Source organism: Comamonas aquatilis (assembly GCF_965139575.1).
Taxonomy (GTDB): Bacteria; Pseudomonadota; Gammaproteobacteria; order Burkholderiales; family Burkholderiaceae_C; genus Comamonas; species Comamonas aquatilis.
Genome location: NZ_CBCSIW010000002.1, coordinates 105,569 through 119,852, shown reverse-complemented (window position 1 = coordinate 119,852; position 14,284 = coordinate 105,569). Strand labels below are relative to the sequence as shown.

The 14,284-nt window shown below is 62.1% G+C and carries 14 protein-coding genes; 6 read left to right on the top strand and 8 right to left on the bottom strand.

Annotation, left to right across the window (positions count from 1 at the left end; translation table 11 throughout):
* Positions 1–6: 6 nt before the first annotated feature.
* The 4 genes from rsfS to ACNAZA_RS03570 form a co-directional block, all read right to left on the bottom strand.
* Positions 7–750 carry a ribosome silencing factor gene (gene rsfS / locus ACNAZA_RS03585; RefSeq protein WP_415795047.1) on the bottom strand — a complete coding sequence of 248 codons (744 nt, stop codon included), beginning with the start codon at positions 748–750 and terminating at the stop codon, positions 7–9.
* A 229-nt stretch (positions 751–979) separates the two neighbouring features.
* Complete coding sequence (hemF, locus tag ACNAZA_RS03580; protein ID WP_415795046.1) at positions 980–1,927, bottom strand: oxygen-dependent coproporphyrinogen oxidase; 948 nt, start codon at positions 1,925–1,927, stop codon at positions 980–982.
* A gap of 3 nt (positions 1,928–1,930) precedes the next feature.
* Positions 1,931–3,214 (bottom strand): phosphoribosylamine--glycine ligase, encoded by a 1,284-nt coding sequence (purD, locus tag ACNAZA_RS03575; protein WP_415795045.1) that lies wholly within the window; start codon positions 3,212–3,214, stop codon positions 1,931–1,933.
* On the bottom strand, positions 3,211–3,930 hold the full coding sequence (locus ACNAZA_RS03570; RefSeq protein ID WP_415795044.1) for a YebC/PmpR family DNA-binding transcriptional regulator: 720 nt from the start codon (positions 3,928–3,930) through the stop codon (positions 3,211–3,213). Before ACNAZA_RS03570 ends, purD begins: the two co-directional genes overlap by 4 nt.
* Before the next feature lie 79 nt (positions 3,931–4,009).
* On the opposite strand from ACNAZA_RS03570, the gene ACNAZA_RS03565 reads away from it, so the two are divergent.
* From ACNAZA_RS03565 to upp, 5 genes are all read left to right on the top strand, one after another.
* Complete coding sequence (locus tag ACNAZA_RS03565; RefSeq protein WP_415795043.1) at positions 4,010–5,557, top strand: helicase HerA-like C-terminal domain-containing protein; 1,548 nt, start codon at positions 4,010–4,012, stop codon at positions 5,555–5,557.
* 358 nt (positions 5,558–5,915) lie between these two features.
* Complete coding sequence (locus ACNAZA_RS03560; protein ID WP_415795042.1) at positions 5,916–7,511, top strand: methyl-accepting chemotaxis protein; 1,596 nt, start codon at positions 5,916–5,918, stop codon at positions 7,509–7,511.
* 156 nt (positions 7,512–7,667) lie between these two features.
* Positions 7,668–8,564 carry an enoyl-CoA hydratase-related protein gene (locus ACNAZA_RS03555; RefSeq protein ID WP_415795040.1) on the top strand — a complete coding sequence of 299 codons (897 nt, stop codon included), beginning with the start codon at positions 7,668–7,670 and terminating at the stop codon, positions 8,562–8,564.
* 132 nt (positions 8,565–8,696) lie between these two features.
* Complete coding sequence (locus ACNAZA_RS03550) at positions 8,697–9,665, top strand: threo-3-hydroxy-L-aspartate ammonia-lyase (RefSeq protein WP_415795039.1); 969 nt, start codon at positions 8,697–8,699, stop codon at positions 9,663–9,665.
* Between the two features lie 106 nt (positions 9,666–9,771).
* Positions 9,772–10,404 (top strand): uracil phosphoribosyltransferase, encoded by a 633-nt coding sequence (gene upp / locus ACNAZA_RS03545; protein WP_120968434.1) that lies wholly within the window; start codon positions 9,772–9,774, stop codon positions 10,402–10,404.
* A gap of 190 nt (positions 10,405–10,594) precedes the next feature.
* On the opposite strand, the gene ACNAZA_RS03540 is transcribed toward upp, so the two are convergent.
* Both ACNAZA_RS03540 and ACNAZA_RS03535 read right to left on the bottom strand, forming a co-directional pair.
* Positions 10,595–11,143, bottom strand: coding sequence for a cupin domain-containing protein (locus tag ACNAZA_RS03540; protein WP_415795038.1), 549 nt, complete (start codon positions 11,141–11,143; stop codon positions 10,595–10,597).
* A gap of 153 nt (positions 11,144–11,296) precedes the next feature.
* Positions 11,297–12,001 (bottom strand): YebC/PmpR family DNA-binding transcriptional regulator, encoded by a 705-nt coding sequence (locus tag ACNAZA_RS03535; protein WP_415795037.1) that lies wholly within the window; start codon positions 11,999–12,001, stop codon positions 11,297–11,299.
* 241 nt (positions 12,002–12,242) lie between these two features.
* On the opposite strand from ACNAZA_RS03535, the gene ACNAZA_RS03530 reads away from it, so the two are divergent.
* Positions 12,243–13,373 carry a PQQ-dependent sugar dehydrogenase gene (locus ACNAZA_RS03530; RefSeq protein WP_415795342.1) on the top strand — a complete coding sequence of 377 codons (1,131 nt, stop codon included), beginning with the start codon at positions 12,243–12,245 and terminating at the stop codon, positions 13,371–13,373.
* 19 nt (positions 13,374–13,392) lie between these two features.
* On the opposite strand, the gene ACNAZA_RS03525 is transcribed toward ACNAZA_RS03530, so the two are convergent.
* Together ACNAZA_RS03525 and ACNAZA_RS03520 are read right to left on the bottom strand one after the other, a co-directional pair.
* Complete coding sequence (locus tag ACNAZA_RS03525; RefSeq protein ID WP_415795035.1) at positions 13,393–13,818, bottom strand: virulence factor MviN; 426 nt, start codon at positions 13,816–13,818, stop codon at positions 13,393–13,395.
* The gene (locus ACNAZA_RS03520; protein WP_415795034.1) at positions 13,818–14,270 is read right to left on the bottom strand and encodes a hypothetical protein; all 453 of its coding nucleotides are present in this window, start codon (positions 14,268–14,270) and stop codon (positions 13,818–13,820) included. Before ACNAZA_RS03520 ends, ACNAZA_RS03525 begins: the two co-directional genes overlap by 1 nt.
* Between the last annotated feature and the right edge of the window lie 14 nt (positions 14,271–14,284).

The following is a 14,284-nucleotide window of genomic DNA, read 5'->3' as shown; positions in this document are numbered from 1 at the left end:
ACGCAATCAGGCCTTGGCGCGGGGCGCGCGCTTTGCCGCAGGCTTTGCAGCGGCGGGCTTGGCAGCAGCTTTGCTTGCCGACTTGGCGCCGGGCTTGGCACCGTTGACCACCACAGTCTTCACAGCCTTGGGAGCTGCAGACTTGGCGGCGGGCTTCTTGGCTGCTGGTGCCTTGGCGGCAGCTGTCTTGCTGGCCGGCTTTTTGGCAGCGGTGGTCGTCTTGGCAGCGGTTGTCTTGCCGGCGGGCTTCTTGGCCGCTGGCTTTTTGGCAGACTTCTTCTCGACCACGGTGTTCTCGGCAGCAGCCTTGTCCACGGCCTGCTTGGCGGCCAGCTTCTTGGCAGCCAGTTCAGCGGGCTTGGGCTTGGCGGCACCGATCTTCAGGCGCACAGGCATTTCGCCCCAGATTTCTTCCAGACGGTAGTACTGGCGGATGGCGGGTTGCATGATGTGGCACACGGCAGCGCCGCAGTCCACAATAATCCATTCGCCGTTTTCTTCGCCTTCCTGGCGGGGTACGGGGAAACCGGCCTTCTTGACCGACTCGCGCACGCTGGAGGCCAGGGCCTTGGTCTGGCGGTTGGAGGTACCCGAAGCCACGATGACGCGCTCGAACAGGGGCGACAGCGCTTCGGTGTTGAACACCTGGATATCGTGTGCCTTGACGTCTTCGAGGCCGTCAACAATGGCGCGTTGCAGTTTGGTCACGTCGCGCTTGGCTGCGGAATCCGATTTGGTGGAGGTGGTCATCAGGCGATGGAATCTGTAAAAGTGAGATCAATATAGCGTGTGCTGCACCACACCCGTCTCAGGGTCGGCTCAGATGCGGCAACCCGGGCTTTCACAAACCCGCACCACCACGCCTTGAAAAAATGGCAATGCGCCAGCCCATGTGGCGCATCCAGCTATCGAAATTATAGTTTTAGTGGGCAATCCCCTGCTGAAGGTGCTTTTTGCACCGTCGGTCGCAGGTAGGGTATCAAAGCCAGTCGCGGCGAATCAGATAGTTTTCCAGCAGATCCCGCTCGGGCGTGCCCGGGGCGTCTTCACGCTGGTAGCTCCAGTCGGCATGCGGCGGCATGGACAGCAAAATGGATTCCGTACGGCCACCGGACTGCAGGCCGAAGTGCGTGCCCCGGTCCCAGACCAGGTTGAACTCCACGTAACGGCCACGGCGGTAGCGCTGAAACGCCAGCTGCTGCTCGCTGTAGGGCGCGCTTTTGCGGCGCTCCACAATGGGCAGATAGGCGTTCAGAAAGGCATCGCCCACGGACTGCAGCATGGCAAAGCTCTGCTGCTGACCCAGTTCGGCGAAGTCATCAAAGAAGATGCCGCCAATCCCGCGCTGCTCGTTACGGTGCCTGAGAAAGAAATACTCGTCGCACCAGGTCTTGAAGCGCGGATAGAGCTGCTCGCCAAAGGGCGCCAGCGCATCGCGGCAGCTCTGGTGAAAATGCACGGCATCTTCCTCAAAGCCATAGACGGGCGTCAAATCCATGCCGCCGCCAAACCAGCAGGTCTTGGGCTGACCGGCATGTCCTGCCGAAATCATGCGCACATTCATGTGCACGGTAGGCACCAGAGGATTGCGCGGGTGAAAAACCAGCGACACCCCCATGGCTTCAAACGGTGCACCTGCCAATTCAGGCCGGTGCTGGGTGGCCGATGGCGGCAGCTGCGGCCCGCGCACATGCGAGAAGCCACAGCCGGCGCGCTCGAACACACGCCCGCCCTCCATGATCTTGGTGATGCCGTCGCCCTGCAGCTTTTCCTGCGGGCCTTTGCTCCAGGCATCGACCAGAAAGCGTGCACCGCCCTCGCCCTCGATGGTTTCGAGAGCTTGCGTGATGCGCGCTTGCAGACCGGTGAGGTACTCACGCACCTCGGCCACAGTCGGCAAATCCATGGATTGCGGTACGGCGCTCATGGCTCAGCCCTTGATGGCGCGAAAACCGATGTCGCGGCGGTACTGGGCACCATCGAAATGGATGCCACGTGCCACGTCATACACTTTTTGCTGGGCTTGCTTGACGCTGTCGGCCAGCACCGTGACGCAGAGCACGCGACCACCGGTGGTCACGGGCACGCCGTCCTTGAGCTGGGTGCCGGCATGAAAGACCATGGCGTCATCAGCTGCCGCAGGCAGGCCGGTGATGGCATCGCCCTTGCGCGGATCTTCGGGATAACCGGCAGCGGCCATGACCACGCCCAAAGCCGTACGGCGGTCCCATTGCAGCTCGAGCTGGTCGAGCTTGCCTTCGGTGGCGGCCAGCATTACGTCCACCAGATCGCTCTTCAAGCGCATCATGATGGGCTGGGTTTCAGGATCGCCCATGCGGCAGTTGAATTCCAGCGTCTTGGGGTGACCTGCCTTGTCAATCATCAGGCCGGCATACAGGAAGCCGGTGTAAGGCACACCGTCTTTTTCCATGCCGCGGATGGTGGGCAAAATGATTTCGCGCATGGCACGGTGGTGCACATCGGCCGTCACCACCGGTGCGGGCGAGTATGCGCCCATGCCGCCGGTGTTGGGGCCCTGGTCGCCATCCTTCAAGCGCTTGTGGTCCTGGCTGGTCGCCAGCGCCAGCACGTTCTTGCCATCGCAAAGCACGATGAACGATGCCTCTTCGCCATCGAGGAATTCCTCGATCACGACGCGCGCACCACCTTCGTTGTGGGTCACACCATACTTGTTGTCCACCAGCATGAAGTCCACGGCATCGTGCGCTTCCTGCAGCGAGGTGGCAACCACCACGCCCTTGCCAGCAGCCAGGCCGTCGGCCTTGATCACGATGGGTGCACCCAGGCGATCCACATAGGCGTGGGCTGCCACGGGGTCGGTAAAGGTCTGGTACTGGGCCGTGGGGATGGCATGGCGAGCCATGAAATCCTTGGAGAAAGCCTTGGAGCTTTCCAGCTGGGCAGCGGTCTTGGTCGGGCCAAAGACACGCAGGCCGTGGGCACGGAATTCGTCCACCACACCGGCCGCCAGAGGGGCTTCGGGCCCCACCACGGTCAGTGAGATCTTTTCGGCTTGCGCCCATTCACGCAGGGCCTGCACATCGGTGATGTTCAGGTTCTCCAGCTTGCCACCTGCCAAGGCCGTGCCACCGTTGCCGGGGGCCACAAACACCTTGGTCGACTTGGGCGACTCAGCCAATTTCCACGCCAAAGCGTGCTCACGGCCACCGCCGCCAATCACAAGAATTTTCATAGTTCTGCGTTGTGGTAGACGTCTTGAACGTCATCCAGGTCTTCAATCATGTCCAGCAGCTTCTGCATGCGAGCTGCATCGTCGCCTTCAAGAGCGATTGTATTTTCTGGGCGCATGGTCACTTCGGCCATATCAGGATTTAATCCTGCGGCTTGCAGTGCATTGCGAACAGTCTCAAAGTCGCCGGGGGACGTCAGCACCTCAATGGCACCGTCGTCATCGCTGAGCACATCTTCCGCACCCGCTTCCAGAGCCACTTCCATGACTTTGTCTTCGTTGGTGCCTGGAGCAAACAGGATTTGGCCCACATGTTTGAACTGGAAAGCCACAGAGCCTGCCGTTCCCATATTGCCACCGTATTTGCTGAAAGCATGGCGCACATCGGCCACCGTACGAACGTGATTGTCCGTCATTGTGTCCACGATGATCGCCGCACCGCCAATACCGTACCCTTCGTAGCGAATTTCTTCGTAGGTCACGCCATCCAGATTGCCGGTGGCCTTGTCGATATTGCGCTTGATATTGTCGGCCGGCATATTGGCGGCCTTGGCCTTGTCCACCGCCAGGCGCAGGCGCGGGTTGGCAGCCAGATCGGCACCGCCCTGACGCGCAGCCACCATGATTTCACGAATGATGCGAGTCCAGATCTTGCCGCGCTTTTCATCCTGGCGACCCTTGCGGTGCTGGATGTTGGCCCATTTGCTGTGTCCTGCCACGGGAGTCCTTTGATATTTGATTTAACCTTACGGATGAGATTTTACTTTTGACTGAAAGCTCTCCCGGAGGAAACCCCAAATGGCTTCACCCCTTTTGATTGCCCAGCACTCTGCCACAGAATGTGCTCTGCTGCCGGGCCTGGCCAACCGCCATGGACTGATCACCGGCGCCACTGGCACGGGCAAGACCGTCACCCTGCAGAAACTGGCGGAGAGCTTCTCACAGATTGGGGTGCCGGTTTTCATGGCCGACGTCAAAGGCGATCTCAGCGGCATCAGCCAAAGCGGCAAGATAGGCGACAAGCTGGCCGCTTCCCTCAAGGATCGCGGCATAGCGCCGCCCTCGCCTCTGGCCTGCCCCACCACGGTGTGGGATGTGTTTGGCCAACAAGGCCATCCGGTGCGCGCCACCATCTCCGACATGGGCCCGCTGCTGATAGGCCGCATGCTCAACCTCAACGAGACGCAGATGGGCGTGCTCAATCTGGTGTTCAAGATCGCAGACGACAACGGCATGCTGCTGCTGGACCTCAAGGATTTGCGCGCCATGCTGCAATACGTGGGCGACAACGGCAAGCAATTCACCACCGAATACGGCAATATCAGCGCCGCCAGCGTGGGCGCTATCCAGCGCGGCCTGCTGCAGATCGAGTCCCAGGGCGGCGAGCAGTTCTTTGGCGAGCCCATGCTCGACATCAACGATCTGATGCAGACCGATGCCAATGGCTACGGCGTGGTCAATGTGCTGGCCGCCGACAAGCTGATGAATTCGCCGCGCCTGTACTCCACCTTTCTGCTCTGGCTGCTGTCCGAGCTGTTCGAGCAGTTGCCCGAGATTGGTGACCCCGAAAAACCCAAGCTGGTCTTTTTCTTTGACGAGGCCCACTTGCTGTTCAACGATGCGCCCAAGGTCCTGGTCGAGCGCATCGAGCTGGTCGTGCGTCTGGTGCGCTCCAAGGGCGTGGGCGTGTATTTCGTCACCCAGAATCCACTGGATGTGCCCGATTCCGTGCTCGGCCAGCTGGGCAATCGCGTGCAACATGCTTTGCGCGCTTTTACTCCGCGTGACCAGAAAGCCGTGGCCTCTGCGGCCTCCACCATGCGCCCCAAGCCCGGCCTGGACATCGCGGCGGCCATCACCGAGCTGGCCGTGGGCGAGGCGCTGATCAGCTTTCTGGACGAGAAAGGCCGGCCCAGCGTGACCGAGCGCGTCTTCGTGATTCCGCCCGGCAGCCAACTCGGCCCCATCACGCCCGAGCAGCGCAAGGCGCTGATGGATGGCTCGCTGGTCGCCGGCGTCTATGAAAAGGCGGTGGACCGCGAATCCGCCTATGAGGTGCTGCGCAACCGCACGGCCACAGCCACTCCCGCCAAACCCGGTGAAGCACCTGCGGCTGCCGGCGCGGCAGCAGGTACGGCGGCCGAGCAAGGCGCAGGCTCCGGCGGCAGCGCCATGATGGACGGCTTGAAGGAGTTGCTGTTTGGCCGCACCGGCCCGCGCGGCGGCCAGCACGACGGTCTGGTACAGACCATGGCCAAGTCCACCGTGCGCACCGTGGGCAACAACTTGGGCAAGGAAATCCTGCGCGGCGTGCTGGGCGGCATTCTGGGCGGTAAAAAACGCTGAAACCCGGCAACACCCCTTCCCCCATTCCCCCGCTCCAAGGCCTGCAGATGCAGGCCTTTTTTGTTGCGCCACGGATTTCTGCGAGGCATCCAACGCCGCTCTTTGGCCTGCGCTGCGACAGCATACGGCCGCGGACCAGAAAAATAGCTCAAGCCCGAACTCATTATGTCGATACATAAAGCCTCAAGGCTTGCGCTCACATCTGCTGTATCGGGTGTTTCAAACCCGGATTCACAGTGAGTGCATCGCTTCCCACTCTCCAAATCAGCGCCAACAGGCATTGACTGCGGCCTTCCAGGCCGCCGCATTGCCTTGCAGCGCTTTTTGCAATTCATTTTTCAGTACAAGAGCACAGCGAATGCAATTCAATCAATGGCGCGTATCCACCAAGCTATGGAGCACTCTCGGCGGACTGCTGGTGATGATGCTGGCAGTTTCTCTCTGGGCTCAGCACACGGCAGGCCAGACCATGCAGGCCGGCATGCGCACCCAGGCCGACTTCGACAGCCGCATCAACCTTGCCCTCCAATGGAAAGGCGCCACGGAAACCACGGGCGAGCGCGTGCTCACCAGCAATGTGACAGCCGATGAGGAGCTGACAGCCCTGATGGATGAGCGAGTCAAAGCCGGGGTCGGCATCAACTCCCAGTTGCAGACCCAGGTGGTCAAGCTGGCTCAGAGCGATGCCGACAAGAAGGCGCTGGAGCAAATCTCGGCCGTGCGCAACGAAGTGCTGACACTGAACAAGCAGGCGCGCGAGATCAAGCAAACGGGCGATATCGCCGCCCTGCGCAACTTTATTCAACAGAAATATCTGGGCGCCATCACCCGCTATGTGGATTCGCTGCAGGCTTTCGTCAAGCTGCAGGAACAGCAACGCGATGCCGCCAATCTGCTGACCCAGCAAGCCCAGCAACACGCTGCCTGGTGGGCCTGGGCGGTTCAAGGCGTGGTCTTGCTTGCAGGACTAGGCCTGGCCCTGGCGCTGACCCGCTCCATCACCCGCCCTCTGGCCGAAGCCGTGGAGCTGACCCACGCCATTGCCCAGGGAGACCTGACCGTGACTGCCAACGGAGCTCGTCAGGACGAATTCGGCCATCTTCTGAACGCCGTCTCTGCCATGGCAACCCGCCTTCGCGGCCTGGTCAGCGACGTGCGCGATAGCGTGCACTCCATCTCCACCGCCTCTTCGGAGATCGCCTCGGGCAACCATGATCTGTCCTCGCGCACCGAGCAGACGGCCTCGAACCTGGAAGAGACCGCCGCCAGCATGGAGCAGCTGACCGCCACCGTGGCCCAGTCGGCCGACACAGCACGCCAGGCCACCCATCTGGCCGGCAATGCGGCGCAGGCGGCCCAGCGCGGCGGAACCGTCGTGGAATCGGTGGTCAGCAGCATGAGCCGCATCAGCGAGAGCGCGCACCGCATCTCCGACATCATCGGCGTCATCGACTCCATCGCTTTCCAGACCAATATCCTGGCGCTCAACGCGGCTGTGGAGGCCGCTCGCGCCGGCGAGCAAGGCCGCGGCTTTGCCGTGGTCGCCAGCGAGGTGCGTGCACTGGCCCACCGCAGCGCGGAAGCCGCCAAGGAAATCAAGACCTTGATAGGCACTTCGGTGGACGCAGCGAATGAAGGCGCCGAGCAGGTGTCTCAGGCAGGCCTGGTGATGGAAGACATCGTGAGCAGCGTGCGCAAGGTGTCCGACATGATCGGAGAAATCAGCGCTTCCTCCACGGAGCAGCGCGACGGCATCAGCCAGGTCAATCAGGCCGTGACGCACCTGGACCAGATGACGCAACAGAATGCGGCCTTGGTGGAGGAGTCCACCGCAGCGGCCGTCTCGCTGCACGACCAGACCCAGCGCCTCACCGGCATGGTGGCCGTATTCAAGGTCAGCGCCACGGGAGCTCCCATCACTTACACCCAGCCAGCTCCCGCGCTGACCGTCTAAGCCTCTTTGGCGCCCAACCCTCAAGCCTGCAGCGCTCGCCGCATGCTTGACGGGACTGGCCAGACCGCGCCCCAAGGGAATCTCCCTGTGCATCCGGCACGCGCTCAGTCGCCCGCGTGACTTGCACACGGCAGGGCTCAGGACACCATCTGAGCCATGCCCAACACCCATGACCACCGCTTGCAGGCCGCAGACCTGAGCTGCTTTCGCCTGGATCTGAGCGACAACATCGCCCACCTGGTACTCAACCGCCCTCAGGCGCTCAACACCATGAGCCCGGCCTTCTGGCGCGAAATGGACAGCGTGCTAGACATGCTGCAGCGCAGCGGCCAGGCACGGGTGCTGGTCATCAGCAGCACGGGCAAGCATTTTTCGGCCGGTATGGCACTGGAGACCTTTGCCAATCCGCAATTTGCTCCCAATGATCGCACGCCCGAAGGGCGCGCTGCCGTTGTCGACATGCTGGCGCAAATGCAGACCACCTTCAACCGCCTCGAAGAATTGCGCATGCCCGTGGTCTGTGCCATACAGGGCGGTTGCATCGGCGGCGGGCTGGATCTGGTGGCCGCAGCCTGCATTCGCTATGCCAGCGCCGATGCGTTTTTCTGCGTGCAGGAGATCAACATCGGCATGATGGCCGATCTGGGCAGCTTGCAGCGCCTGCCCAAGATCATGCCGCTGGGCCTGGTCAAAGATCTGGCGTATACCGGCCGCCGCATGGGCGCGCAGGAAGCCGCCACCCATGGCCTGGTCAATGCCGTCCATGACACCCACGAAGCTGCCGTGCTGGCGGCTCTGGCCTGTGCCCGCGAGATTGCCAGCAAGCCGCCGGTCGCCATCTGGGGCAGCAAACAGGTGATCAACTATGCACGCGACCATGGCGTGCGCGACTCGCTGCAGCAACTGGGCTGGGTGCAAAGCGGCATCTGGAGCAACCGCCATGTGCTGGAGGCCGTCGGCGCCATGCAGGCCAAGCGCGCCGGAGACTTTCCGCCGCTGGAGGCCTTGCACGACTTCAGCGATATCCAGACCGCTCAGAGCAAAGACTCCTGATTCAATAGCTGCTTGCGCTTTCATATATTAGGCTGCAAGCCTTTTTCACTCATACCAGCCAAATCTGAAGACAGCTTTGGGTCATGAATACCGGCAGATATGATGTCTTCACCTGTATCTGAATGTCTATCCATGACCCAAGCTGCCCTGCCCACTTTTGATGACGTCGTCGCGGCCGCCCAGCGCCTGCAAGGCGTGGCCCACCGCACGCCGGTGCTGACCAGCCGCACCATGAACGACCAACTCGGCGCCCAGGTGTTTTTCAAGTGCGAGAACCTGCAGCGCATAGGCGCTTTCAAGTTTCGCGGGGCCTATAACGCCCTGGCCCGCTTCACCCCCGAGCAGCGTAAAGGCGGGGTGCTGGCCTTTTCCTCTGGCAACCATGCCCAGGCCATTGCCCATGCGGCGCAACTGCTGGACATGCCGGCCCTCATCGTCATGCCCGAAGACGCACCGGCCTCCAAGATGGCGGCCACGCGCGGCTACGGGGCCCAGGTCGTCACCTACAACCGTTTCACCGAAGACCGCGAAGCCATTACCCGGCAACTGGGGGCCGAACGCGGCATGACGCTGATCCCCCCTTACAACCACGGCGACGTGATTGCCGGCCAGGGCACGGCTGCCAAGGAGCTGCTGGAGGAAGTACCCGATCTGGACTATCTGTTCGTCTGCACCGGCGGCGGCGGCCTGCTCTCGGGCAGTCTGCTGTCGGCCAAGGCACTGGCTCCGCAATGCAAGGTCTATGGCGTGGAGCCCGAGGCCGGCAACGACATGCAGCAGTCGTTCAGAAGCGGGCAGATCGTCAAGATTCCCACGCCCCACACCATTGCCGACGGCGCGCAAACCCAGTCGCCCGGCGACATCACCTTTGCCATCATCCGCCAGCATGTGCAGGACATATTGACGGTTTCGGACGAGCAACTGGTGCAATGCCTGCGCTTTTACGCCGAGCGCATGAAAATCGTGGTCGAGCCCACGGGCGCGCTTTCGCTGGCCGGTGCCTTGCACGGCGGCGTGGCGCTGGCCGGAGCCCGGGTCGGGGTCTTGATCAGCGGTGGCAATGTGGATTTAGACCGACTGTCGCGCTTTCTGGCCGACTGACGGGGAAAATAGCGCCTGCTGCGGCAGGCCTTACCCCTGCGCACTCTTTTGCCAGCGCTCAGGCCACCCGCCTGCGCGGCGCCAACCGAACACTTAGACCAAGAATATGAGCACTTTGCATTTGATCGACCATCCGCTGATCCAGCACAAACTGACACTGATGCGCCGCAAGGAAGCCAGTACCAACAGTTTCCGCCGCATGCTGGGCGAGCTGTCCACGCTGATGGCTTACGAGATCACGCGCGACATGCCTTTGCAGGACATCGAGATCGAAACTCCGATGGAAACCATGACCGGCAAGGTCATCGACGGCAAAAAGCTGGTGCTGGTCTCCATTCTGCGTGCAGGCAACGGCTTTCTGGACGGCATGCTCAACGTGGTGCCCGGCGCCCGTATCGGCCACATCGGCCTGTACCGCGACCCCGAGACGCTCAAGCCCGTCGAGTACTACTTCAAGATGCCCGACAACATGAACGAGCGCGATGTGGTGGTGGTTGACCCCATGCTGGCCACCGGCAACTCCGCCGCCGCCGCCGTGCAGCAGCTCAAGGACAAGTGCCAACCCAAGTCCATCAAGTTCATGTGCCTGTTGGCCGCCCCCGAAGGCGTGAAGACCATGCAGGCCGCTCACCCCGATGTGGACATCTACACCGCCGCCGTGGACCGCCAGCTGGACAGCCACGGCTATATCCTGCCGGGCCTGGGCGATGCCGGCGACCGCATCTTCGGCACCAAGTAAAGGCAGCGACCTCGCGCTTTGAGCAAAAGCCCCTGCAGTCCCATGCTGCAGGGGCTTTTGCATTTACGCATCAAAACAGCCTGAAACCCAATCCATTCAAGCGCATGGCGCTACAAAGTTTTGAGCAATGCGATCACGACAGCATGTTGCGTTGATCCAGACGCTTGCCGCATGGAGAAACAGGGCAAAGTCACTCCACCATCGCCATGGGCGCGACCGGGCGGCCCGTGTACTGCGCCACCCAGCCGACGGTATCGCTAAACAGGCGCAACGCCTTGATGCGGCGTGTACTGGTCAATGTAAAACGGTGCTCGGCACCGGCGGGCACACGCAGATAGTCGCCCGGCTCCACCGGCACGCTGTACTCGCGGCCCTGGGCGTCGAAAAAACCGAACAACCCAGCCCCGTCCACTATGTAGCGCACCTCGTCATCGCCATGGGTGTGCGGGCGGTCAAAGCGCGCCAGCGCCTCCTCCAGGCCCGGCGTGTCCGGGTGCAACACCACCAGGTCCATGCTTTGGTAGCCATGGGCGATGCAAACGTCGATCAATTCGATGCCCAGCGCCTGTACCACCGTGGCCCTGCCGCCCTCGTCCAGCTCAGGCCGGGCCAGCAAGGCCGCCAGGGCAGGCTCGGCCTGCAGCGGCCGGTGCTGCCAGTCCACGCCCAAGGCGGCCACTGCGACACGCAGTTCCGGATCAGTGGCCCAAACAGGGTGCTGTGCCGACAAGCTGGACATAAGGTGTTCTCTTTTTATGAATAAAAATGACATGCTGCGCTTATCCATCAAGCGCTAGCAGCTATCAATTCAGGAAATCATCTGGTCAAGATCTACATAAAAAAAGGAGCAGTGACTGCACTGCTCCCTTGATCGACACGGCGGGCCGCGTCCTCAGTCCACCAGACCGGCGAAGACATGCTGCACGTCGTCGTCGTTTTCCAGGCCGGCCAGAAAGTCCTGCACTTCTTCCTGCTGCTCGGCAGACAGGCTGCCCATGCTCACAGGATTCTTGGCCTTGTAGCCCAGCTTGACCGACAGCACCTTGATGCCTTGGGCGGGCAAGGCCTTGCTGACTGCGTCCAGATCGGCAATTTCGGTGATGAACAGGGTCACGCCTTCTTCATCGCCGGCTTCGAAGTCCTGCGCGCCGGCTTCAATGGCGGCCAGTTCCACGTCGGCGCCGCTTTCGGCTTCGCCTTCGATCATGCCCACATGGTCAAAATCCCATGCCACGGCGCTCATCTGGCCCTTGCGAAAGCACACGCGCATATTGGGCGCTGTGCGGTTGGGGTTGTCGGTCAGGCACTCGACCATCACCGGCACGCGGTGGGGAGCGTAGCCTTCGAACAGCACGCTGGAGTAGTTCACGGCATCGGCGCCCGCGCCGGAGCCCTTTTTAATGGCGCGATCCAGCGTGTCCTTGGGCATGGAAGCCTTGCGGGCCGCTTCAACAGCCATGCGCAGACGCGAGTTGGCTGCGGGGTCGCCGCCGCCCAGACGGGCCGCGACCATGATTTCCTTGACCAGCTTGCCAAACAGCTTGCCTTTGGCATCAGCGACCAGCGCCTTGCCCTTTGCTTTCCATTGCGCGCCCATGGGTGCGATTCCTTGTTGATTGCTGAGATGACCGGCGCCAGGCGCACGGTCTGAGAAAAACTCGAACCGCAGTTTATACACCCGCCGAACCAGCCATGCTTGGCTGCAGGCCAGAGCTTGACAGGGCAAAATTGCCTTCTCGCCCGCAACGCCTCATACCTAGACCGGAGTGGACATGCCCTCTTACTCTCAAGCACCCGCCTGCGCCCGCTCTTGCCGCTCCTGTATATCCGCCGCGCGGATGGCACTGCCTGCGCTGCTGGCGGTCTTGGGCACGGCTCAGGCCTTGGCCGCCCAGTTGCAGACCCAGGTCGTGGCCAGCGGCCTGGACCACCCCTGGGCCCTGGCTTTTTTGCCGGACGGCCGCTATATGGTCACCGAACGCCCGGGCCGCCTGCGCGTGCTCGAGCGCGATGGGCGGCTCAACGCCCCCATCCAGGGCCTGCCGTCCGTGGCCGCCGCCGGCCAGGGCGGGCTGCTGGATGTGGTGCTCGACAGCGACTTTGCCCGCAACCGCACGCTGTATTTTTGCTACTCGGAGCCTGGCCTGGGCGCCGACAGCGGCAAGAACAGCACAGCCCTGGCCAAGGCCAGACTGTCGGCAGATGCCAGCCAGCTGGAGCAGGTGCAGACTCTTTTCAGCCAGCGCCCCAAATACTCCAGCAGCCTGCACTTTGGCTGCCGCATTGTGGAGCGCCTTGTGGATGGCAAGAGCGACGGCAGCCTGTTTCTGGCCCTGGGCGAACGCTCCTCCTATAAAGAGCAGGCCCAGAATCTGAAAAGTCATCTGGGCAAGATCGTCCGCATCCACAAGGACGGCAGCGTTCCCCGGGACAACCCATTTGTCGGCCGCGCCGATGCCTGGCCGGAAATCTGGAGTTACGGCCATCGCAACCCGCAGGGCGCCGCACTGGCATCGGACGGCACGCTATGGATGCACGAGCACGGCCCGCAGGGCGGAGATGAAATCAACCGCATCGAACCTGGCAAAAACTATGGCTGGCCGGTGATCACCTATGGCGAAAACTACGGCGGCGGCAAGATAGGCCAGGGAATCACGCAGCAAAGCGGCATGGAGCAGCCGCGGCACTACTGGGTGCCGTCGATTGCCCCTTCGGGCATGGCCTTCATCACCAGCGAGCGCTATGGGACCGAGTGGAAAGGCAGTCTGGTGGTAGGCGCGCTCAAGGCCCAGCACCTGGAGCGGCTGAGCTTTGCTAAAGCGACAAGCCGCCGTATCACGGCCAGCGAAGTGCTGCTACCGCGCCTGGGCCAGCGCGTGCGCGATGTACGCCAGGGGCCGGACGGCTGGCTTTATCTGCTCACCGACGCCTCCGACGGCCAGTTGCTGCGCGTGCTGGCTGCGCCATGAGCAAGGCCGGCATGCAGGCTCAACGCAGCACGCCGCGTCGCTGCAGCCAGTGCAGATAGCCCACAATGCCGGCCCAGAAAATAGCCTGAGCCAGCCAAAAGCCTATGGAGAAGGCATCGGCCCGGCTGCCAAGTCGGTTGACATACCAGAACATGCCGGCCTGACTGATCACGCCCAGCGCCACATAAAGAGCGCCCAGCCACACAGCTGCGCGATTGCGACTCCAAAGCAACCACGCCTGCGTCAAACACACTGCCGAGTTCAGCGCCAGCATGGTCTGCAACACCAGAGCCCACCAAGCTCGCCCCGAAGATCGCCAAGCATAGGAAAAATCGGCCTCCAGCAACATCCAGCCGCTCATCAGGCCCAAAAAGCCGAACAGGCAGATCAGCAAAGTCAGGCCTTTGCCATACGGTTGCTCCCAGAGCGGCGGCCTGGTCTGCATCAACGCAGGCTCCCCCGCCGGATCAGGAGATGCAGATAAAGCACCGTGCCAAGCAGGCAAGCCAGCAACGTCCACGCCACCGGCCAGGCCACGGCCAGAATCGCCATGACCAAAGCCACCCCCAGCCACGGTACGAACAGCAGCGCTATAGCTGCAAAAGCACAAACCCATTGCGCCAGCGCCCACCACAGCGCTGCACGTCTTAGTCGATACAGCTGCCAGACCACCACAAAGGCCAGCAGGCCCGAGACCAGCAGCAAGACCCCACCCAGCAGCGTCCAGGCGTTGTCTGCCTCCTGCAACATGCTGGGCAAGGCGCCCAGCAGCAAAAAGTGCAGCACCAGCAGCCCGGCGTAGGCAAACAACAACATGATCAACCAGGTTCCCAGCGTGTGCCCGGCGAAGCGGGTGCGGAGCTTGTTCATCCAGGAGACGTCGGAGCTTTCAGTCATGGCGTTCCTCGGGT

Excerpts from the sequence above, each read along its gene's own strand:
- ACNAZA_RS03555 (WP_415795040.1), top strand. The coding sequence starts at position 7,668 with ATGCCCAACACCCATGACCACCGCTTGCAGGCCGCAGACCTGAGCTGC.
- ACNAZA_RS03560 (WP_415795042.1), top strand. The coding sequence starts at position 5,916 with ATGCAATTCAATCAATGGCGCGTATCCACCAAGCTATGGAGCACTCTC.
- ACNAZA_RS03565 (WP_415795043.1), top strand. The coding sequence starts at position 4,010 with ATGGCTTCACCCCTTTTGATTGCCCAGCACTCTGCCACAGAATGTGCT.
- ACNAZA_RS03525 (WP_415795035.1), bottom strand. The coding sequence starts at position 13,818 with ATGCAGACCAGGCCGCCGCTCTGGGAGCAACCGTATGGCAAAGGCCTG.
- ACNAZA_RS03535 (WP_415795037.1), bottom strand. The coding sequence starts at position 12,001 with ATGGGCGCGCAATGGAAAGCAAAGGGCAAGGCGCTGGTCGCTGATGCC.
- ACNAZA_RS03520 (WP_415795034.1), bottom strand. The coding sequence starts at position 14,270 with ATGACTGAAAGCTCCGACGTCTCCTGGATGAACAAGCTCCGCACCCGC.
- ACNAZA_RS03550 (WP_415795039.1), top strand. The coding sequence starts at position 8,697 with ATGACCCAAGCTGCCCTGCCCACTTTTGATGACGTCGTCGCGGCCGCC.
- upp (WP_120968434.1), top strand. The coding sequence starts at position 9,772 with ATGAGCACTTTGCATTTGATCGACCATCCGCTGATCCAGCACAAACTG.
- ACNAZA_RS03540 (WP_415795038.1), bottom strand. The coding sequence starts at position 11,143 with ATGTCCAGCTTGTCGGCACAGCACCCTGTTTGGGCCACTGATCCGGAA.
- hemF (WP_415795046.1), bottom strand. The coding sequence starts at position 1,927 with ATGAGCGCCGTACCGCAATCCATGGATTTGCCGACTGTGGCCGAGGTG.
- purD (WP_415795045.1), bottom strand. The coding sequence starts at position 3,214 with ATGAAAATTCTTGTGATTGGCGGCGGTGGCCGTGAGCACGCTTTGGCG.
- rsfS (WP_415795047.1), bottom strand. The coding sequence starts at position 750 with ATGACCACCTCCACCAAATCGGATTCCGCAGCCAAGCGCGACGTGACC.
- ACNAZA_RS03530 (WP_415795342.1), top strand. The coding sequence starts at position 12,243 with ATGGCACTGCCTGCGCTGCTGGCGGTCTTGGGCACGGCTCAGGCCTTG.